Below are 18,567 nucleotides of genomic sequence, written 5' to 3' on the forward strand. Positions count from 1 at the left end.
AGCATTGGCCCGGAATGGCTGCACCCCCGGTTCGCGTAACACAGCGTTTACAAATGTGAGGCTCCTCATGCGCCGGTGGCTAGCACGGCCGGTACCGCATACGCTCTATTCATGGCCCCAAGCAACAGTTCCGATTCCAGCATGCCCGCCGAAGTTCCTGCGCCCTACGGAACCGGACCTGCCGCTGCAGGTTCCGGAGCTTCAGCGGATGCTTCAACGCCGAAGCCCGCCACCAGGATCCGCACCCATCACCTGCAACAGGCCAAGGCCAAGGGTGAGCGCTTTGCAATGTTGACCGCCTACGAGCAATACACGGCTGAAATTTTCGACCAGGCCGGCATCGAGGTCCTGCTGATAGGCGATTCGGCTTCCAACAACGTCTTCGGGAACGAAACCAGCCTCCCCGTGACCGTCGACGAACTCCTTCCCTTGTGCCGCGCGGTGGCCCGATCCGCCAAGCGTGCCTTGGTAGTGGCAGATCTTCCCTTTGGGAGCTACGAAGTGTCGCCGGAGCAGGCAGTGGCAACGGGCGTTCGCTTCCTGAAGGAAGGCCTGGCACACGCCGTCAAGATCGAAGGCGGCGCGTTCTATGCCGGAACTGTGCGGGCCATGGTCCAGGCAGGCATTCCCGTCATGGCGCACATCGGCTTCACGCCCCAGAGCGAACACTCACTGGGCGGCTATCGCGTCCAGGGCCGGGGCGATGACGCCGCGCGCCTGGTCGAAGACGCCGTTGCCCTCGCAAATGCCGGGGCGTTCTGTGTGCTCATGGAGATGGTTCCCGCTGAAACCGCAGCCGCCGTCGACGCAGCCATTGAGGTGCCGACTATCGGTATCGGCGCAGGCAACGCAACCACGGGACAGGTTCTGGTGTGGCAGGACATGGCCGGACTGCGCGGCGGCAAGATGGCAAAGTTCGTGAAGCAGTATGCGGATCTGCGCACCACCCTGAGCGAGGCAGCGAGGGCGTACGCCGACGACGTCAGGTCCGGCCAGTTCCCAGGCCCGGAACACTCCTTCTAGGAGGACACAGCTTCAGTCCTCGTCGTCCTTGTCCCAGGCTTCGTTGCGGGCCTTGACCTTTTCGAGGGCATGCTCGGCTTCCTCGCGGGTCTTGTAAGGACCGATCAGCTGGGACCAGTCGGACAACGCGTCCTCTTCGATTTGGTGTGTCTGAACGTTGTACCAGAACTCCGCCACGGTTTCTCCTTTGCGAATGCCGCCGTAAGCTCGGCGGGGCCGGTTGCCCTTCGTGCGGGCCGATATTTAGCTACTTAGTTACTTGCGTCTCGTGCGTCCCTTATATGATCAATCTATGCCTTCTCCCGCTCTGACCGCACCCATCGGCACGCTCACCCGTGGAACCGTCAGCCCGCAGCTGCCTGTACCGGGGTCCATCCCGCGCCCGGAGTACGTTGGCAAGCCGGGACCCGCGAAGTTCACCGGTTCAGAGGTCAAATCGGCGGAAACCATCGAGAAGATCCGCATCGCCAGCAAAATTGCTGCCCGGGCGATCGTCGAAGTCGGCAAGCACATCGAGCCTGGCGTCACGACGGACCAGTTGGACCGGATCGGCCACGAGTTCATTCTGGACCACCACGCCTACCCGTCGACGCTTGGCTACCGCGGCTTCCCCAAGTCCCTGTGCTCCTCGCTCAACGAGGTCATCTGCCACGGCATTCCGGACAGCACTGTCGTGCAGGATGGCGACATCCTGAACATCGACATCACGGCCTACATCAACGGCGTCCACGGTGACACCAACTACACCTTCTTGGTGGGAGACGTCGACGAAGAGTCCCGGCTCCTGGTTGAACGTACCCGGGAGTCGCTTAACCGGGCCATCAAGGCCGTAGCGCCGGGCCGCGAAATCAACGTGATCGGCCGGGCCATCCAGTCCTACGCGAAACGCTTCGGCTACGGCGTGGTCCGCGACTTCACAGGCCACGGCGTCGGCGAGGCCTTCCACACGGGCCTGATCATCCCCCACTACGACGCCGCGCCGGCCTACAACACCGTGATCGAAGCAGGCATGGTCTTCACGATTGAACCCATGCTCACCCTCGGAACGGTCGAGTGGGACATGTGGCCCGATGAATGGACCGTAGTCACCCGCGACCACAAACGGACCGCGCAATTCGAACACACCCTGTTGGTCACCGAGACCGGCGCCGAAATCCTGACTCTTCCTTAAGCTCGCCGGAAGGTCACCTGCAGCCGTTCGTGCTGCGACATGCCCACCCCTCCTGCCATGAACGGAAACGCATTGACCAAGAAGGATGAGAAGATCCACAAGAACGGCCCGCTGATCGGCATCGACGTCGGTGGCACCGGCATCAAGGGCGGCATCGTCGATCTCAAGAAGGGCAAGCTGCTCGGGGACCGCCTCCGCATCCCGACGCCGCAGCCCGCCACTCCCGAAGCCGTCGCCGAAGTGATCGCACAGATCGTCGAAGAATTGTCGGCCCGCGAGGATGCTCCGGCCAAGGGTTCGCCCGTGGGAGTCACCTTCCCCGGAATCATCCAGCACGGCGTGGTCCGCTCTGCCGCCAACGTGGACAAGTCCTGGCTCGACACCGACATTGATTCGCTGCTCACCAAGCGCCTGGACCGTCCCGTCGAGGTCATCAACGATGCCGACGCAGCCGGTCTCGCCGAAGCCCGCTACGGCGCAGGCGAAGGGGTCGACGGCACGGTCCTGGTCATCACACTCGGCACGGGCATCGGCTCGGCCTTCATCTTCAACGGGCACCTCGTGCCCAACGCCGAGCTAGGCCACCTCGAAGTGGACGGCCACGACGCCGAAACGAAGGCATCCGCCGTCGCGCGTGAACGCGACGGCTTGAGCTGGGAAGAATACAGCGTGCTGCTGCAGCGCTATCTCTCCCACGTCGAGTTCCTGTTCTCCCCCGAACTCTTCATCATCGGTGGCGGCATTTCGAAGCGTTCGGACGAGTACTTCCCCCATTTGAATCTGCGGACCCGCATCGTCACCGCGGAACTGAAGAACGACGCCGGAATCGTGGGGGCCGCGCTGGACGTCGCCCTCCACCACAACCTGGCCAAGTAGCAGTGGTGCCGGTGGTGGCTGCGGCTTCCCCTCCGCTGCCACCACCGGAGCTAGATGGGGCTTTTCTCGGAGCTCTTGCCCTTGGCGATCTTCGCCGCATTCTCGGCCGCTGCGCTTTCAGCCTCGTGGCGAAGCAGCGAAATGGCCGACTCGAAGTCCTCAAGCGATTCGAAGGCCTGGTAAACACTGGCAAAGCGAAGGTAGGCGACCTCGTCCAGTTTCTGGAGTGGTCCAAGGATGGCCAGGCCGACCTCGTGGGCGTCGATTTCCGCCGCACCTGAAGAGCGGATATTTTCCTCGACTTCCTGGGCCAGCATCGCAAGGTCGTCCTCGGTCACGGGTCGCCCTTGGCAGGCCTTGCGAACGCCGTTGATGATCTTGATCCGGCTGAAGGGTTCGCCCACGCCTGAACGTTTGATGACGGAAAGGCTGGTGGTCTCCACTGTGGTGAAACGGCGTCCGCACTCGGGGCACTGGCGCCGACGGCGGATGGCCGAGCCGTCGTCGGCCATTCGACTGTCCACAACGCGTGAGTCGGGGTTTCGGCAGAACGGACAATACACGCTGGGCCTCCCCTGTTCGGTTCCGGCCCCCTGTCCTCGCGGCGGCATCGGCCGGGAACGCAAAAGGTGCCGGAAGTTTGACTTCCGGCACCAGTTTACGGCTACATAAGGCCTAATGACAAGACTGTAATTACTATATGTAGTGGTTGTGACCCATACATGTAGTGGTTTAGGCCCCCGCGAAACGAATCTTGACGGCGTCGCCGTGGCCGGGAAGGTCTTCGGCATCGGCGAGGCTAACGATATGTCTGCTGACCTGCTCCAAGGCAGCCTTGTCATAGTTGATCACCTGGACGGCGCGCAGGAATGTTGTCACGTTCAGTCCGGAAGAGAAGGCTGCGGTACCGCTCGTGGGCAAAACGTGGTTGGAGCCTGCACAGTAGTCGCCGAGGCTGACCGGGCTGTAGTCCCCCACGAAAATCGCGCCCGCGTTGCGGATCCTTCCGGCGACCGCGGCTGCGTCCGCCGTCATGATTTCCAAGTGCTCTGCCGCATACGCATCGCAGACGGCGATGCCCTGCTCGATATCGTCTACCAGCACCACGCCTGACTGCGGGCCGGACAATGCCGTGGTGACCCGTTCGCCGTGCTTCGTGGTTCCTGCCTGCACCGCGAGTTCCCGCTGAACAGCAGAGGCGAGTTCCTCGGAGTCGGTGATCAGGACAGACGCCGCCTTGGGGTCGTGCTCGGCCTGGCTAATGAGGTCCGCAGCCACGAGCGCCGGACGGGCGGAAGCATCAGCCAGGATGGCGATCTCGGTAGTGCCGGCCTCGGAGTCGATCCCCACTACGCCTTTCACAAGCCGCTTGGCGGTGGCTACGAAGATGTTTCCAGGGCCGGTCACAACGTCCACGGGCTCGATGGGCTGATCATTGCCGGCCCCGGGGATGCCGTAGGCCAAGGAAACAATCGCCTGGGCACCTCCGATGGCATACACCTCGTCAATGCCGAGCAAAGCGGCTGCGGCCAGGATGGTGGGGTGGGGCAAGCCTCCGAAGTCCTTCTGGGGCGGGGAAGCCAAAGCGATCGAGGCGACACCGGCAGCCAGCGCCGGAACAACGTTCATGATCACCGACGACGGGTAGACGGCCAGGCCGCCGGGAACGTACAGTCCCACACGGCCCACCGGTACCCAGTTCTGGCTGACGACGGCGCCGTCCCCCAGTTCCACATCGACGTTCGCGGGCCGTTGGCCATCCGCAAAGCGCCGGGCACGGCTGATGGATTCCTCCAGGGCCGCGCGGACTGCCGGGTCCAGGTTTTCAAGGGCTTCAGCAAGGGCGGCGGCCGGCACGCGGGGGTGGGACTGTTCCACGCCGTCGAACGCCAACGCGAACTCCCCAAGCGCCTCGAAGCCGCGGGAGCGGACCTCCGCAATGATGTCCAGGACTTTTTGCTCGGCGTCCGCCATGGTCTGATGCTTCGCCCGGGGCACCACGGCACGCAGCTCCGCCAGGGTCAGGGATCGTCCGCGCAAGTCAATGCGGCGGAAATCCAGGGACTGGGCGGCGGTTTCGGCAGGATTCTCCGGAGAAATGGTCACCAGATCATTTTACGGGGCGAGCGGCGGTGCCTCCGGCTGCTTTCCCATCAAGCTGAAAAGAGTCAGGAGGAATGTCACAAGGGCCGTCGCCCCCGGCCACAGCAGGAGTGCCGTCGCCGCCCGCAATGTGAAGCCCTCACTTCCGTTTGAGGCGGGACCCCACCACTGCGCGGCCAGCAACCCCACCTGCCAAGCCACCAAAGCCCCTGCCGTACCACCTAGGACTGCCAGGAACGTCCGGATGCCATGTCCCGGCTTACGGACCTTGCTATCCAGCAGGACCGCCGTGAAGCAGCCGGAAAGCAGCAGAAGCCCGGCCAGGACCAAGTCCCTCGGAAGGCGCCCAGCCGAGGCTGTGGGATCGGCGAGGGCAGGATTTCCGGAGATCACGTTGAGGCCGCCCGGAGCCAACAACCACCATGCGAGGCCCAGCCCGATACCCGAGGCGGCGGGCACGGCGAGCCAAAGCCACCATTTGCGGTCCCGCGTGTCCGTGTCCGTGTCCGTGTCCGGGTCCGTGTCTCCCGTGGGACCGGAGTCGAGAAGGTTCGATGTTGGCTTGGTCATGACACAAACATTAACAAACGTTTCTGGACGCTCAACAAGCAGGCGTCCCGGCGGGCAGCGGAATACGCTGAATCCACCAGCGTTATTACCAATAGCTCGCGCAGGAGATCGGCAAAGTGGCTTCGGACAATTCGGCTTTTGAAGCAACATTCAAGCAAATGTTCCGCCGGCATGCCGCCGGTGTGGCCATCATCACTGCCGACCTCAACGGCAAGCCCTTCGGCTTCACCGCGACGTCCGTGGCTTCACTGTCGGCCGAGCCACCACGCTTTACGTTCAACATGTCCCGCAGTTCCAGTTCCTGGCCGGCGGTGGCGAATTCGACGTATATCGGCCTGCACATGCTCGGCCTTGAGAACCAGGCTCTCGCAGACCGCTTCGCCCGCACCCAGGAACGGTTTGAAGGCGATCACTGGGAACCGGGCCCCTTCGATGTCCCCATCCTCAAGAACGTCGCCGGCTGGTTGATCGGCAAGATCCAGATGCGCCTGTCCTTCGAAAACAACGCAATCGTGGTGGTGGAGGTTGTCGACGGACTGGTCGGCGAGGACGACACCCCGCTGCTGTACCACTCGGGCTCCTACGGCCAGCCGGTTCCGCTCGACTATGAAATCTAGTTAAAGCAGGAAATCTGAGCGCTACTGGCTGAAGCGATCAACTGTCCAGGCAGGTCGGGCCAAGAAGTACCTTGAGATCACCGAAAAGCGACGGAGTGGGATTCACGCGCATGTGCACGGGCAGGCCCATGACCTCGACCTTGGAGTCACCTTGCAAGTGGAGCCGGACCTCGGAGTTTCCCCGGTGGGTGGTCAAAACATCGCGAAGATCAGTGACGACGGCCTCGGTTGCCTTGTAGGTGGGCATCGTGATGACGAGGGGACCGTTGGTGCTTTCGCTCAGGTCCGGAACCGAGAGCTCCATGCAGTTCAAGGTGACCGCACCGTCGTCGCGCCGCTGCAGGCGGCCCTTGACCACCACGATCAGGTCCTCCGCGAGGACCGAAGCGACAGGCCCGTAAACCTGGCCGAAGAACATGACCTCGATGGAAGCGCCCAGATCTTCGATCTCCGCCCGAGCGTAGGCGTTGCCGCTTGCCTTGGCGATCCTGCGGCTGAGCGAGGTGATCATGCCCGCAATGGTGACGATGGCGCCGTCGTGCGGTCCGTCTTCTCCCAGGATCGAGGTGATCGACTGCTCAGCATGCTGGCTCAACACGCCCTCAAGCCCTTGCAGGGGGTGGTCCGAGACATACAGTCCAAGCATGTCCCGCTCGAAGGCGAGCTTGTCCTTCTTCTCCCATTCCGGCAGGTCAGGGATCTCCGTGCTCAGGGAGGCCTGCGGCTCCTGGTCCTCGAATCCGGCGAAGAGATCGAACTGGCCGATCGCCTCATTGCGTTTGAGCGTGATGACGGAGTCGATCGCTTCTTCGTGGACCATGGCCAACGCACGGCGGTGATGGCCGAGGGAGTCGAACGCGCCCGCCTTGATGAGGGACTCGATGGTGCGCTTGTTGCAGACGACCGCCGGAACCTTCATGAGGAAGTCCTTGAAGGAGGTGTAGGCGCCCTCGCCCGCCCGGGCTGCCACCATGGCTTCCACCACGTTGACGCCAACGTTGCGGATGGCCCCCATTCCGAAGCGGATATCGGTTCCGACAGGGGTGAAGTTGAGGCTTGACTCGTTGACGTCCGGCGGCAGGACAATAATGCCCATGCGCCGGCATTCATTGAGGTAGATGGCCGACTTGTCTTTGTCGTCTCCCACGGAAGTGAGCAGTGCGGCCATGTATTCGGGAGCGTAGTGGGCCTTCAGGTACGCAGTCCAGTAGGAGATGACCCCGTACGCGGCGGAGTGCGCCTTGTTGAAGGCGTAGTCGGAGAACGGGAGCAGGATGTCCCACAAGGTCTTGACGGCATCCATGGAGTAGCCGTTGTCCTGCATGCCTTGGGAGAAGCCGGCGAACTGCTTGTCCAGTTCTGATTTCTTCTTCTTGCCCATGGCGCGGCGCAGGATATCGGCTTGACCGAGCGAGTAGCCGGCCAGCTTCTGGGCCACGGCCATGACCTGCTCCTGGTACACGATCAGGCCGTACGTTCCGCCGAGGATTTCGGCGAGCGGTTCCTCGAGCTCCGGATGGATCGGGATGACCTCTTGGATTTTGTTCTTGCGCAGGGCGTAATCCGTGTGGGCGTTGGCGCCCATGGGACCCGGCCGGTACAGCGCCAACACGGCGGAGATGTCTTCGAAGTTGTCGGGCTTCATGAGCTTGAGCAGCGACCTCATGGGCCCGCCATCGAGCTGGAAGACGCCCAAAGTGTCGCCGCGCGCCAGCAACTCGTACGACGCCGGGTCGTCCAACGCCAAGTGCTCGAGATCCAGGTCGACGCCTCGGTTCATCTTGATGTTTTCCAGGGCGTCGGAAATGATCGTCAGGTTCCTCAAGCCGAGGAAGTCCATCTTGATCAGGCCAAGGCCTTCGGACGTCGGGTAATCGAACTGCGTGATGACCTGGCCGTCCTGGATGCGGCGCATGACAGGAATGACGTCGATGATGGGGTCCGAAGACATGATGACACCCGCGGCATGCACGCCCCACTGCCGCTTCAGCCCCTCAATGCCCAGCGCGGTCTCGAAAACCTTGGCGGCCTCCGGGTCCGTACTGATCAGCTGGCGGAAGTCTCCGGCCTCGCCGTAGCGCTTGGCCTCCGGGTTCTGGATGTCCGCCAGCGGGATGTCCTTGGCCATCACGGCCGGCGGCAGGGCCTTGGTGAGCTGTTCACCCATGCTGAACGGGTAGCCGAGCACGCGGGAGGAGTCCTTGAGCGCCTGCTTGGTCTTGATGGTGCCGTAGGTGACAATCATCGCCACGCGCTCGTCGCCGTACTTCCGCGTGACGTAGTCGATGACTTCGGAGCGGCGACGATCATCGAAGTCGACGTCGAAGTCGGGCATGGACACGCGGTCCGGGTTAAGGAAGCGCTCGAAAATCAGGCCGTGTTCCAGCGGGTCGAGGTCGGTGATGCGCATGGCATACGCCACCATGGAGCCCGCACCCGAACCACGGCCCGGGCCCACCCGGATTCCGTTGTTCTTGGCCCAGTTGATGAAGTCGGCCACCACCAGGAAGTAGCCCGGGAAGCCCATGGACGTGATGACCTCAAGCTCATAGTCGGCTTGCTTGCGTACCTTGTCCGGGACGCCGTTCGGGTAACGGTAATCGAGTCCCGTGGCTACTTCCTTGACGAGCCAGGACGTCTCGTCCTCGCCGGGAGGGCAAGGGAACCGCGGCATGTAGTTCGCACCGGTGTTGAAGGACACTTCGCAGCGCTCTGCGATCAGCAAGGTGTTGTCGCAGGCTTCCGGATGGTCGCGGAACAGCTCGCGCATCTCCTGCGGCGACTTCAGGTAGTAGCCGCTGCCGGAGAACGCGAATCGGGAGCCGCCGTTGTCATACGTGGGCTCGAGCAGCGTCGAGCCCGACTGGATCGCCAACAGGGCCTCGTGGGCCTTCGCGTCATGCTCATGGGTGTAGTGAAGGTCATTGGTGGCCACGAGCGGAAGCTTCAGCTCCTTGGCCAACCGCAGCAGATCGCCAGTGACCCGCCGCTCGATGTCCAGGCCATGGTCCATGAGTTCGCAGAAGTAGTTTTCCGCGCCGAAGATGTCGCGGAACTCGGAAGCCGCAGCCAGGGCTTCCCGGTACTGCCCCAGCCGAAGACGGGTCTGGACTTCTCCGGATGGGCAGCCCGTGGTGGCGATCAGGCCTTCGGAATAGGTGTTCAGCAACTCCCGGTCCAAGCGGGGCCATTTGCCGAACACCGAGTCGAGGGAAGCAATCGAGGATGCCCGGAACAGATTGCGCATGCCCACATTGTTGTAGCTCAACAACGTCATGTGGGTGTAGGAACCGCCACCGGAAACGTCATCCTTGCGCTGGCCCTCGTCGCCCCAGCGGACGCGTTCCTTGTCGCCGCGCGCCGTGCCCGGCGTGACATAGGCTTCGACGCCGATGATCGGCTTGATGCCTTTGTCCGTGGCCTTCTTCCAGAAATCGAAGGCACCGAACAGGTATCCGTGGTCCGTGGTGGCCAGCGCAGGCATGCCGAGCCGCTCGGTCTCATCGAACAGCTCAGTAAGACGCGCCGCACCATCCAGCATGGAGTATTCGGTGTGGGTGTGCAGATGGACGAACGAGTCATTGCTGGAAGTCACCACGACAGTCTACCGGCAGGGGCCGCTGTTGGAGTGGCGCACCTGAAGCGTTAATCCGGCTACGCGTTGCCGCTCTCAAGGAGCTCCAGCGCGTACTGCAGGTCCGCCGGATACTGGCTGGTGACTTCCACCCATTCGCCGGTCCGGGGGTGGTTGAAGCCAAGCCGCCGCGCGTGCAGCCACTGCCGGGTGAGTCCCAGGTTGGCAGCCAAACGCGGGTCCGCCCCATAGGTCAGATCGCCCGCGCAGGGGTGCCTGAGGGCCGAGAAATGAACCCGGATCTGGTGTGTCCTGCCTGTCTCGAGGTGAATTTCCACGAGGGTCGCCTTGCCATAGGCCTCGAGGACTTCGTAGTGCGTCACCGAGGGACGGCCATCCTCGATCACCGCGAAACGCCAATCATGCCCCGGGTGGCGCCCGATGGGCGCGTCTATGGTGCCCTCCAGTGGATCCGGCAAGCCCTGGACCACCGCGTGGTACACCTTGTCCACCGTGCGTTCCTTGAAGGCCCGCTTGAGCACCGTGTAAGCCTGTTCGCTCTTGGCCACGACCATGACGCCCGACGTTCCGACGTCGAGGCGGTGGACGATGCCGGCACGTTCAGGCGCGCCGGACGTTGAGATCCGGTATCCCGCACCGGCGAGGCCACCCACCACGGTAGGGCCGACCCAACCCGGTGACGGGTGTGCCGCCACGCCGACAGGCTTGTCGATGACGACAAAGTCGTCATCGTCCAACAGGATTTTCAGGCCTTCCACGACTTCCTCCACGACTTCCAAGGGATCCCGGCGTTCGGGAACGGTGACTTCCAGCACGGAGCCGGCAACGAGTTTCGCCGATTTGCCCACCGTGTTTGCAGCGACCGTGACATTGCCCTCGGCGATCAGCAAGGCGGCCGCGGAGCGGGAGATGTCCATCAGTTTCGCCAAGCCCGCGTCAGCCCTGGCCCCGCCCAGCTCTTCGGGCACCACGAATTGCTCAGACATCGCCCGGATCCTCATCATCCGGCGCGCCGGCCTTGGCCGGTGCGGAACCGGCGGAGTGATGGCGGGAGCCGTCGAGGCTGATCCCCCGCAAGGTCAGCAGGCAGATGACCACGACACTGGAAACCACCGCGGAGTCGGCGATGTTGAAAATAGCGAAGTTGGGCAACTGGATGAAATCCACCACGTGGCCCATGGCAAAGGAAGGCTCGCGGAAAAGGCGGTCCGTGAGGTTTCCGAGTGCGCCGCCCAGCAGCAGGCCGAGTGCCAGCGACCACCAGACTGACCCCAGTCGACGCACTTGGAACAGGATCACCACTGAAACGGCCGCCATGACGATCGTGAAGACCCATGTGACGTTTTCACCGATGGAGAACGCGGCGCCCGAGTTTCGGATGTAGTACCAGTGCAGGAGCGGAGGAAGGACGGCGATCCGCTCGCCTTCGACCATGGTGCTGGTGACCCAGAGTTTGGTTAGTTGGTCGAAGGCGTACGCGAACACGGCAAAGCCTGCAAAGACCCAAAGCAGTGCGGGACGCCACGTGTGGGCTTTGATGCGGACCGGCTCCGTGGTGCCGTCAGTTTGTTCTTCGCTCATAGTACTTTCATTCGGTAAGCGTGGCTTCTGGCGCCTTAACAGGCGAAAGCCGGTGGCCGAGGAATCCCCAGCCACCGGCTTTCAGAATACTTGCTAGACCTCTGCGGCGGCTTCGCCGACCTCAGGAGCGGCAACTGAGCCGCGGGCATCCAGGTCACGCAGCTGGCCTTCGATGTAGGCCTTCAGGCGGGAGCGGTAGTCGCGCTCGAAGCCGCGGAGCTGCTCCACCTTGCGTTCGAGAACGCTGCGCTGCTGCTCGAGGGCACCGAGGATCTTGCGGGACTTGTCCTGCGCGTCGTTGACGAGGCTGGAGGCTTCGATCTGTGCCTCGGCAATGATCTTTTCCTTCTGCTGCTCACCGTCGGCGACGTGCTTGTCGTGCATCTGCTGAGCCATGGCCAGCAGGCCGGCGGCGGACTCGGCGGAAGGAGAGCCAGCCGAAGGTGCGGCCGGGGCCGGAGCGGCGGCAACGGCCGGCTCCTTCTTCTTCTCGGCTTCGGCAGCCTTCGCTTCGGCTTCCGCCTTGGCCTGTGCGTCCTTGTCGGCCTTCACCGGAGCGGGCACCTTCTCGACCACGGGTGCCGATGCCGCGCTGGCAGGGACCGGGTTTCCGCCTTCGCCAAGCTTCTTGCGGAGCTCGTCGTTCTCTTGGTTCAAGCGCCTCAGCTCGACGACGATTTCGTCGAGAAAGTCGTCGACCTCGTCCTGGTCGTAGCCTTCGCGGAACTTGGTCGGCTGAAAGCGCTTGTTGACAACGTCTTCTGGCGTCAAAGCCATCTGGTCACCTCGTTGGTCTAGTTAGTCAGTAGGCCTTCCGGCCGTTCAAAACTACGGTACCTAAATATCATCTGATTCCCCCAATTCAACACCATCGTGTTGGGTCGGAGGATTGCAGTCCACCGGCCGAAGAAAACAGATCGACGGCAAATGGCCTGCGGAAAAGCTACGCCAGCGTGTAGACGAATCCCATCGCGATGCTGACGACAATAAACACGATCAGAAATGCCAGGTCAAGGGACACCCCACCAAGCTGCAGCGGTGGAATCAGCCGGCGGATCCGTTTCAAGGGCGGATCAGTCACAGAATAGACCACGTGCGCGGCCACCAGGGCAGCGCCACGGGGGCGCCACTGGCGCGCAAACATCTGCACCAGATCGAAGACGAGCCTGATGACGAGGGTGACCAGGAACAGCAGCAATGCAATGTACAAAAGGCCGAAAACTATGCCCACGGGTTAGCTCAGATCTCCTAGTTCGCCACTTTTCTCGGTCAGTCCCTCTATTGCAACACAGATGCCAGGCAGATCGCTCTGCCTGGCATTCTGTGATGACTATGCTAGCTCTGGTTGAAGAACGTTGCTTGGGCTTCGCTGACCTTCTTGTCGTCGCCAAGAACTTCGACGTACGACGGCGACAACAGGAAAACCTTGCTGGTGACGCGCTCAATGCTGCCATGGAGTCCGAAGACCAACCCGGCGGAAAAATCGACGAGGCGCTTGGCATCTCCCTCACCCATGTCGGTGACGTTCATGATCACGGGGATGCCGTCCCGGAAACTTTCGCCGATGATCTTGGCGTCATTGTAGGAGCGGGGATGGACGGTGGTGATCTGCCTCAGGCCGGAGGCGTCTTCGCGGCTGGATGCCGCACGCTTGATAGGTGTCACGGGTGCGCGGTATTCCTCTTCGGCGACAGGGGGGACTTCACGAACTACTTCACGTACAGGTGCAGGGGCGCGGCGCTCTTCACGATTGTGGTCGACAGACCGGTCCTCGTCCGTGTGCTGCACGTGCTGCTCAGACTCGTAGTGTTCATCGCCATCGGCGAGCCCAAGATAAACCATTGTCTTGCGCAGTGCGCCAGCCATGCTGGACTCCTATCGTGTCTGCAGTAGGCGGGCCGCCCATGACTTGACATCGCTGAAATCCCGGCCCGTCGCTTCCAATACTTTGACGCTACCCCACCCGCGGACGCGAACCGAGAATATCCGAGCCAATTCGCAGGTGTGTCGCACCAAATTGAACCGCAGCTTCGAGGTCCTGGCTCATCCCGGCGGATATCCCCACGGCGTCCGGATGCGGTCCCCGCAGATCCCGTGAAATGGCGGCGAGTTTCTCGAATGCTTCCTCCGGGGGTGCGCCGAGCGGCGCGACGGCCATCACTCCGGCCAGGCGCAGCCCGGCGGCGGTAGCGATGGATTCGGCGAGGCGCTCGACGTCGGACGGAGCGGCACCGCCGCGGTGGGCGCCGGCGTCGTCCTCAAGACTGACCTGGATGTAGCAGTCAAGGTCCGGCCTGCCGGACTCGGACTGTTGCCGCGCAACAGCCTTGGCAAGGGCCTCGGCGAGTTGCGGACGGTCGATCGATTGCACGGAAAACGCGTACTTCGCTACGGACTTGGCCTTGTTGCTTTGCAGTTGGCCGATGAAGTGCCAACGCACCGGGAGTCCGGTGAGCTCGGCAGACTTCGCGGCCGCTTCCTGGTCGCGGTTTTCACCGACGTCCGTCACGCCAAGTGCCACCAGCCGGGCGACATCCGCTGCCGGATGGAACTTGCTGACGACTATCAGTTGCGGTTCTTCGCTTCGCCCGGCCGCCACGGTTGCCGCCGAAATCCGCCGGCGGACCGCGGCGAGCCGTTCGCGCAGCTCGGCTGTCCGTGAATCGCCCGCGGCGCTTTCGGCTGTTGGGAAATACTCACTCATGCGTCCACACCAAACCTGCAAAGCGGCCTGTTTGCTGATTGCGCCTGTACGAGTAGAGCCGGGCGGTCTCCAGCGTGCACTCCCCCGAGTACTCGACCGTGACGTCGAGTGCTTTCAGCTGGGCGCGCACACCGGCGGGCAGATCCAGTGCGGGCGTACCCCATGAGGTTGTGGACCAGGTTTCCGGGACCGCGGCAGCTACGTCCGTCCGCAACTGTTCGGGAACTTCGTAGCATTCTCCGCAGATGGAAGGGCCTACCCAGGCGCTGATGCTCGCCGCACCGCGGTTTCGCATATCCGCCACGGTGGCTGAAACGATGTCCGCAGCAACCCCGGGCCGGCCGGCGTGGACCACGGCAAGGACCGGATCGATTTCTTCCGGCACTTCGCCCAACAGCACGACGGGGACACAGTCGGCCACCATGACCGCGAGAGGCTGGCCCCTCGACACCATGGCGTCGGCCGTCGGCCCGTCGCCATGCGCGGTGATGAATTCGACGGCTTTTCCGTGGACCTGGTTCATGTATTGGAAATGCCGTTCGCCGAGCCCCGCTGCTGCTTCCAGCCGGACCCGGCGCGCCATCACGTCGTCAGGATTGTCCGCCACGTGCAGAGCCAGGTTGCCCGCATCGTCATCGGAGAAGGCTACCGAAATTCCGGGCCGCACTTCTTTTTGCCACCAAAACACTACTGGCTGACTCTCCTGGGTGGGTCTGGACGGAACGGTTACTTCAAGAAGTCCGGAACATCGAGGTCGTCAGTGCGGCTTCCCGAAAGGTCCGGTTCGACGACGGCGGGAAGGTCGACGTCGAAGCCGGAGTCAGCCGGCAAGGCCGACGGGCGCTGCTGGCCCCAGTTGCTCAAGCCGGAAGCGCCGACGCCAGCGGAAACGTGCTGCGGCGCCGAATAGGCCGGGGCAGCCGAAGGCGCGGCGGGACGGTCCGGAGCCGCAGGGGCCTGGTGCTGACCTGGCTGCTGGGAAACCGACTGGTTCATCGACGGTGACGTGGCCTTGACGTCGTCAAAACCAGCGGCGATGACCGTGACGCGTGCCTCGTCACCCAAGGCGTCGTCAATGACGGCACCGAAGATGATGTTGGCCTCGGGGTGGGCCACTTCCTGCACGAGCCTTGCAGCTTCGTTGATTTCGAACAGACCCAGGTCCGAACCGCCCTGGATGGAGAGCAGGACGCCGTGGGCGCCATCGATCGACGCTTCCAGCAGCGGCGACGCGATGGCGAGCTCTGCGGCCTTGACGGCGCGGTCCTCGCCGCGCGCCGAACCGATACCCATGAGCGCGGAGCCTGCGCCCTGCATGACCGACTTGACGTCGGCGAAGTCGAGGTTGATCAAGCCGGGGGTGGTAATGAGGTCAGTGATGCCCTGGACACCGGACAGGAGTACTTGGTCAGCGGAACGGAAAGCGTCCAGGACGGAGACGTTACGGTCGCTGATCGACAGGAGGCGGTCGTTGGGAATGACGATGAGGGTATCGACTTCATCGCGCAGGGCGTCGATTCCGGCCTCGGCCGAACCGGCGCGCCGGCGGCCTTCGAAGGTGAAGGGCCGCGTGACGACGCCGATGGTCAGGGCGCCGAGCGAGCGTGCGATCCGGGCCACGACGGGGGCGCCGCCGGTTCCGGTGCCGCCGCCTTCGCCTGCGGTGACGAAGACCATGTCGGCTCCGCGGATAACCTCTTCGATCTCATCGGCGTGGTCCTCGGCGGCCTGGCGTCCGACGTCGGGGTTGGCGCCGGCTCCCAGACCGCGTGTGAGCTCGCGTCCAACGTCAAGCTTGACGTCCGCGTCGCTCATGAGGAGAGCCTGGGCATCGGTGTTGATGGCGATGAACTCGACGCCGCGAAGGCCGACTTCGATCATTCGGTTAACTGCATTCACGCCACCGCCGCCGATGCCGACGACCTTGATGACGGCCAAGTAATTCTGCGGTGCTGCCACGTTTCGTGCCCCTTGCTTGTGTCCTATAGCGAAACAGATCGAGTCCAACTTGAATCCTTGGACCTTAACCCTCTAGTTGAAGGTTATAGTTATGTCAAGTAACTCTTAAGTGACGGTATGGGCTATGAATCCGACATTCAATGACCGCCTCCGCGTGTCGTGTGAAAGTCCGAAAAATAGCCCCATACGTCGGCGACGTTACTTCGTGGAATGGCCTATTTGGTAAACGGGTGCCTCGGTGCGCTGACATCGTAGACATTCACCGGAACTTTTGGATTGGCGGGAGCCTTAAGCAACGCCTCGAGGACGCGCGCCTTCAGCTCCTTCTCGTCCGCATTCCCCCACACAACGATCTTGCCGTCCGTGAGCTTGAGCTCGACGGCGTCCGGCGACGAGGCCGACGCGCTGGCCATCTTCGCCAGGACATCAGCCGGCAGCGTCGCAAGAACGGCCGTGATCGCCCTGAAGAGATTCTGGTTGGCTCCTAGCCCATCGATGAGGGGCAAGGCAACCGATGCGGGATCGGCGGTTGATCCAAGCTGGACGCCGTCGACGTCAACCAGTGAATAGTTGTCACCGCTCTTGACCAGCGCCACGGGCACCCGCTCCACGACGTGGACCAAAAGTTCCGACGGCGGGCGGGCTTCGGTACTGACGGAACGCACCTGGACGAGGGGCTTGAGCAGCCGGGCGATCTCTGCGTCGTTGATTTGTGGAAGGGGTTTTCCCTTCACCGGTTCGAGGGCCTTCTGGACGCTCCCCGCTTGGAGTAGCTTGGTGCCGTCGACCGTCACCGTGCGCACAGCGAACACCGGCGAGTAGATCGCCGCAACGATAATTCCGGCGACCAGGGCGACGACGATGGCCAACGCCGTGAGTACCGTCCTCCGCCGCTTGCGTCCCTTGGGCTCCGGAAAGGCCAGCACATTGCTGTCCTTGCCGCTGGCGGCCCCTGAAGGGCCCCCGACGGGATCGTCGAGGCTGCGTTCAGCACTGACCACTCCGGGCCGGGTGCCGGCCTGCGGCTTGAAAGTGGGCTTCCGGGTATCAGCCACCCAACAGCTCCACGATCCGGGGCCCGTAGGCGGTCACGTCGCCGGCTCCGACGGTCAGCACGATGTCGCCCTCGCCGGCCGCGGAGAGAACCGCGTCCAGCGCTTCCTGGCCGCCGGCCACGAGCCTGCCGCTTTTGAGGCGCCCCGTGATCAAGGTACTCGTGACCCCGGGGATGGGATCCTCGCGGGCAGGGTAGATATCCAGGACGAGGGCGGTGTCCGCCTCGCCAAGCGCCTCTGCAAACTGCTCCGCGAATTCGCGGGTGCGCGAAAACAGGTGCGGCTGGAAGAGCACATGCACCTTGTTGCCGCCTGCCACGGAGCGGGCAGCGGACAAGGCGGCCCGGACCTCCGTGGGGTGGTGGGCGTAGTCGTCGTAGACACGCACGCCCCTCCCCTGCCCCTTGAACTCGAATCGCCGCGATGCGCCGGTGAAATGGCCGAGGGCAGCCGCGGCAGCCTCGGGCGCCACGCCGAGCTCGACTGCGACGCCGAACGCGGCCGCCGCGTTCAAGGCGTTGTGCCGTCCGGGTACTTGGAGGTCAAGCTGGTATCCCTGTCCGTCGATGGACACCCGGACGTCGCCGGGTCCCCCATCGTGCAGGCGGATATCGGCGTCCTCCGCGGTCCCGTAGCCCAGCACCCGGGTATTGCCCGCGGCGCGGGTGCGTTCCGCGAGGGCCCGGGCGCCGTCGTCGTCCGCGCAGGCGAAAAGCACGCCGTTGGCGGGCAGCAGTGCCGCGAAACTGTCGAAGGAGGCGTAGACAGCCTCAGGCGTGCCGTAGTAGTCCAGGTGGTCAGCCTCGACGTTCGTGACGACGGCAATGAGCGGCCGGTAGTTGAGGAAGGAACCGTCGGATTCATCGGCTTCGGCAACGAAGATGTCCGAGGTGCCGTGCGCCGCGTTGACACCGAGAGCGGGTACGTTGGCGCCGATGGCGAATGACGGGTCGAGCCCCGCTTCCTTGAGCAACACGGCAACCATTGAGGTGGTGGTGGACTTGCCATGCGTGCCGGCCACGGTCACCACACGGTCTGTGCCCATGGTTGCGGCGAGGGCCTCTGAGCGGTGGAGCACCGGAAGGCCGGCCGCCCGGGCCGCTTCCAGCTCCGGATTGTCCGCCCTGATGGCCGAACCGGCGACGACGGTCTGCGCGTCACGAAGATTTTCCGCGGCGTAGCCAACTGCGATCCGTGCCCCGGCGGACTGGAGGTCCTGCATGACGGGCAGGTCCTTGGCGTCCGAACCGCTCACCGGAACGCCCCTGGCCACCATGATGCGTGCGACGGCAGACATGCCCACGCCGCCGATG

At 63.4% G+C, this 18,567-nt stretch carries 18 protein-coding genes and 1 pseudogene; 4 read left to right on the top strand and 15 right to left on the bottom strand.

Annotation, left to right across the window (positions count from 1 at the left end; genetic code table 11):
• The first annotated feature begins 111 nt into the window (after positions 1–111).
• Positions 112–1,023, top strand: coding sequence for a 3-methyl-2-oxobutanoate hydroxymethyltransferase (gene panB / locus ABD742_RS14085; protein WP_234753869.1), 912 nt, complete (start codon positions 112–114; stop codon positions 1,021–1,023).
• A 12-nt stretch (positions 1,024–1,035) separates the two neighbouring features.
• Here the strand turns inward: panB and ABD742_RS14090 are convergent, their stop codons facing one another.
• Positions 1,036–1,200 (bottom strand): SPOR domain-containing protein, encoded by a 165-nt coding sequence (locus ABD742_RS14090; protein ID WP_234753867.1) that lies wholly within the window; start codon positions 1,198–1,200, stop codon positions 1,036–1,038.
• Between the two features lie 115 nt (positions 1,201–1,315).
• On the opposite strand from ABD742_RS14090, the gene map reads away from it, so the two are divergent.
• On the top strand, positions 1,316–2,194 hold the full coding sequence (map, locus tag ABD742_RS14095) for a type I methionyl aminopeptidase (RefSeq protein ID WP_234753865.1): 879 nt from the start codon (positions 1,316–1,318) through the stop codon (positions 2,192–2,194).
• 72 nt (positions 2,195–2,266) lie between these two features.
• Positions 2,267–3,070 carry a polyphosphate--glucose phosphotransferase gene (gene ppgK / locus ABD742_RS14100; protein ID WP_308193894.1) on the top strand — a complete coding sequence of 268 codons (804 nt, stop codon included), beginning with the start codon at positions 2,267–2,269 and terminating at the stop codon, positions 3,068–3,070.
• Positions 3,071–3,120: 50 nt separating this feature from the next.
• On the opposite strand, the gene nrdR is transcribed toward ppgK, so the two are convergent.
• From nrdR to ABD742_RS14115, 3 genes are all read right to left on the bottom strand, one after another.
• The gene (nrdR, locus tag ABD742_RS14105; protein ID WP_234753861.1) at positions 3,121–3,633 is read right to left on the bottom strand and encodes a transcriptional regulator NrdR; all 513 of its coding nucleotides are present in this window, start codon (positions 3,631–3,633) and stop codon (positions 3,121–3,123) included.
• 169 nt (positions 3,634–3,802) lie between these two features.
• Positions 3,803–5,176 (bottom strand): histidinol dehydrogenase, encoded by a 1,374-nt coding sequence (gene hisD, locus ABD742_RS14110; protein ID WP_234753859.1) that lies wholly within the window; start codon positions 5,174–5,176, stop codon positions 3,803–3,805.
• Positions 5,177–5,185: 9 nt separating this feature from the next.
• Entirely contained in the window at positions 5,186–5,743 is a 558-nt protein-coding gene (locus ABD742_RS14115; protein ID WP_234753857.1) for a hypothetical protein, read from the bottom strand.
• 158 nt (positions 5,744–5,901) lie between these two features.
• Here ABD742_RS14115 and ABD742_RS14120 point away from each other — a divergent pair, with 158 nt between their 5' ends.
• Positions 5,902–6,360 (top strand): flavin reductase family protein, encoded by a 459-nt coding sequence (locus tag ABD742_RS14120; protein ID WP_113990687.1) that lies wholly within the window; start codon positions 5,902–5,904, stop codon positions 6,358–6,360.
• Positions 6,361–6,397: 37 nt separating this feature from the next.
• Here ABD742_RS14120 and dnaE read toward each other — a convergent pair whose 3' ends face one another.
• The 11 genes and pseudogenes from dnaE to murC all read right to left on the bottom strand — a co-directional run.
• Positions 6,398–9,955 (bottom strand): DNA polymerase III subunit alpha, encoded by a 3,558-nt coding sequence (gene dnaE / locus ABD742_RS14125; protein ID WP_234753853.1) that lies wholly within the window; start codon positions 9,953–9,955, stop codon positions 6,398–6,400.
• A 59-nt stretch (positions 9,956–10,014) separates the two neighbouring features.
• A complete protein-coding gene (locus tag ABD742_RS14130; RefSeq protein WP_234753851.1) occupies positions 10,015–10,941 on the bottom strand; it encodes an RluA family pseudouridine synthase in 927 nt (308 codons plus the stop codon).
• Positions 10,934–11,536 carry a signal peptidase II gene (lspA, locus tag ABD742_RS14135; RefSeq protein ID WP_234753849.1) on the bottom strand — a complete coding sequence of 201 codons (603 nt, stop codon included), beginning with the start codon at positions 11,534–11,536 and terminating at the stop codon, positions 10,934–10,936. The genes ABD742_RS14130 and lspA overlap by 8 nt, the downstream gene beginning before the upstream one ends.
• Positions 11,537–11,629: 93 nt before the next feature.
• On the bottom strand, positions 11,630–12,313 hold the full coding sequence (locus ABD742_RS14140) for a DivIVA domain-containing protein (RefSeq protein ID WP_234753847.1): 684 nt from the start codon (positions 12,311–12,313) through the stop codon (positions 11,630–11,632).
• Between the two features lie 166 nt (positions 12,314–12,479).
• Complete coding sequence (locus ABD742_RS14145) at positions 12,480–12,767, bottom strand: YggT family protein (protein WP_234753845.1); 288 nt, start codon at positions 12,765–12,767, stop codon at positions 12,480–12,482.
• Between the two features lie 104 nt (positions 12,768–12,871).
• Complete coding sequence (locus tag ABD742_RS14150) at positions 12,872–13,402, bottom strand: cell division protein SepF (RefSeq protein WP_078105563.1); 531 nt, start codon at positions 13,400–13,402, stop codon at positions 12,872–12,874.
• A gap of 88 nt (positions 13,403–13,490) precedes the next feature.
• Positions 13,491–14,240: a YggS family pyridoxal phosphate-dependent enzyme gene (locus tag ABD742_RS14155; RefSeq protein ID WP_234753843.1), complete on the bottom strand. Its 750-nt coding sequence runs from the start codon at positions 14,238–14,240 to the stop codon at positions 13,491–13,493.
• Positions 14,233–14,928 (bottom strand): purine nucleoside phosphorylase YfiH/LACC1 family protein, encoded by a 696-nt coding sequence (locus ABD742_RS14160; RefSeq protein WP_234753841.1) that lies wholly within the window; start codon positions 14,926–14,928, stop codon positions 14,233–14,235. Before ABD742_RS14160 ends, ABD742_RS14155 begins: the two co-directional genes overlap by 8 nt.
• A 38-nt stretch (positions 14,929–14,966) precedes the next feature.
• The gene (ftsZ, locus tag ABD742_RS14165) at positions 14,967–16,199 is read right to left on the bottom strand and encodes a cell division protein FtsZ (protein ID WP_234753839.1); all 1,233 of its coding nucleotides are present in this window, start codon (positions 16,197–16,199) and stop codon (positions 14,967–14,969) included.
• A gap of 215 nt (positions 16,200–16,414) precedes the next feature.
• The gene (locus tag ABD742_RS14170) at positions 16,415–17,254 is read right to left on the bottom strand and encodes a cell division protein FtsQ/DivIB (protein ID WP_234753837.1); all 840 of its coding nucleotides are present in this window, start codon (positions 17,252–17,254) and stop codon (positions 16,415–16,417) included.
• A pseudogene (murC, locus tag ABD742_RS14175) lies at positions 17,247–18,521 on the bottom strand (UDP-N-acetylmuramate--L-alanine ligase); the annotation flags it as partial. The gene ABD742_RS14170 and the pseudogene murC, both read right to left, overlap by 8 nt.
• Between the last annotated feature and the right edge of the window lie 46 nt (positions 18,522–18,567).

Source organism: Arthrobacter ramosus (assembly GCF_039535095.1).
GTDB classification, from domain to species: Bacteria; Actinomycetota; Actinomycetes; order Actinomycetales; family Micrococcaceae; genus Arthrobacter; species Arthrobacter ramosus.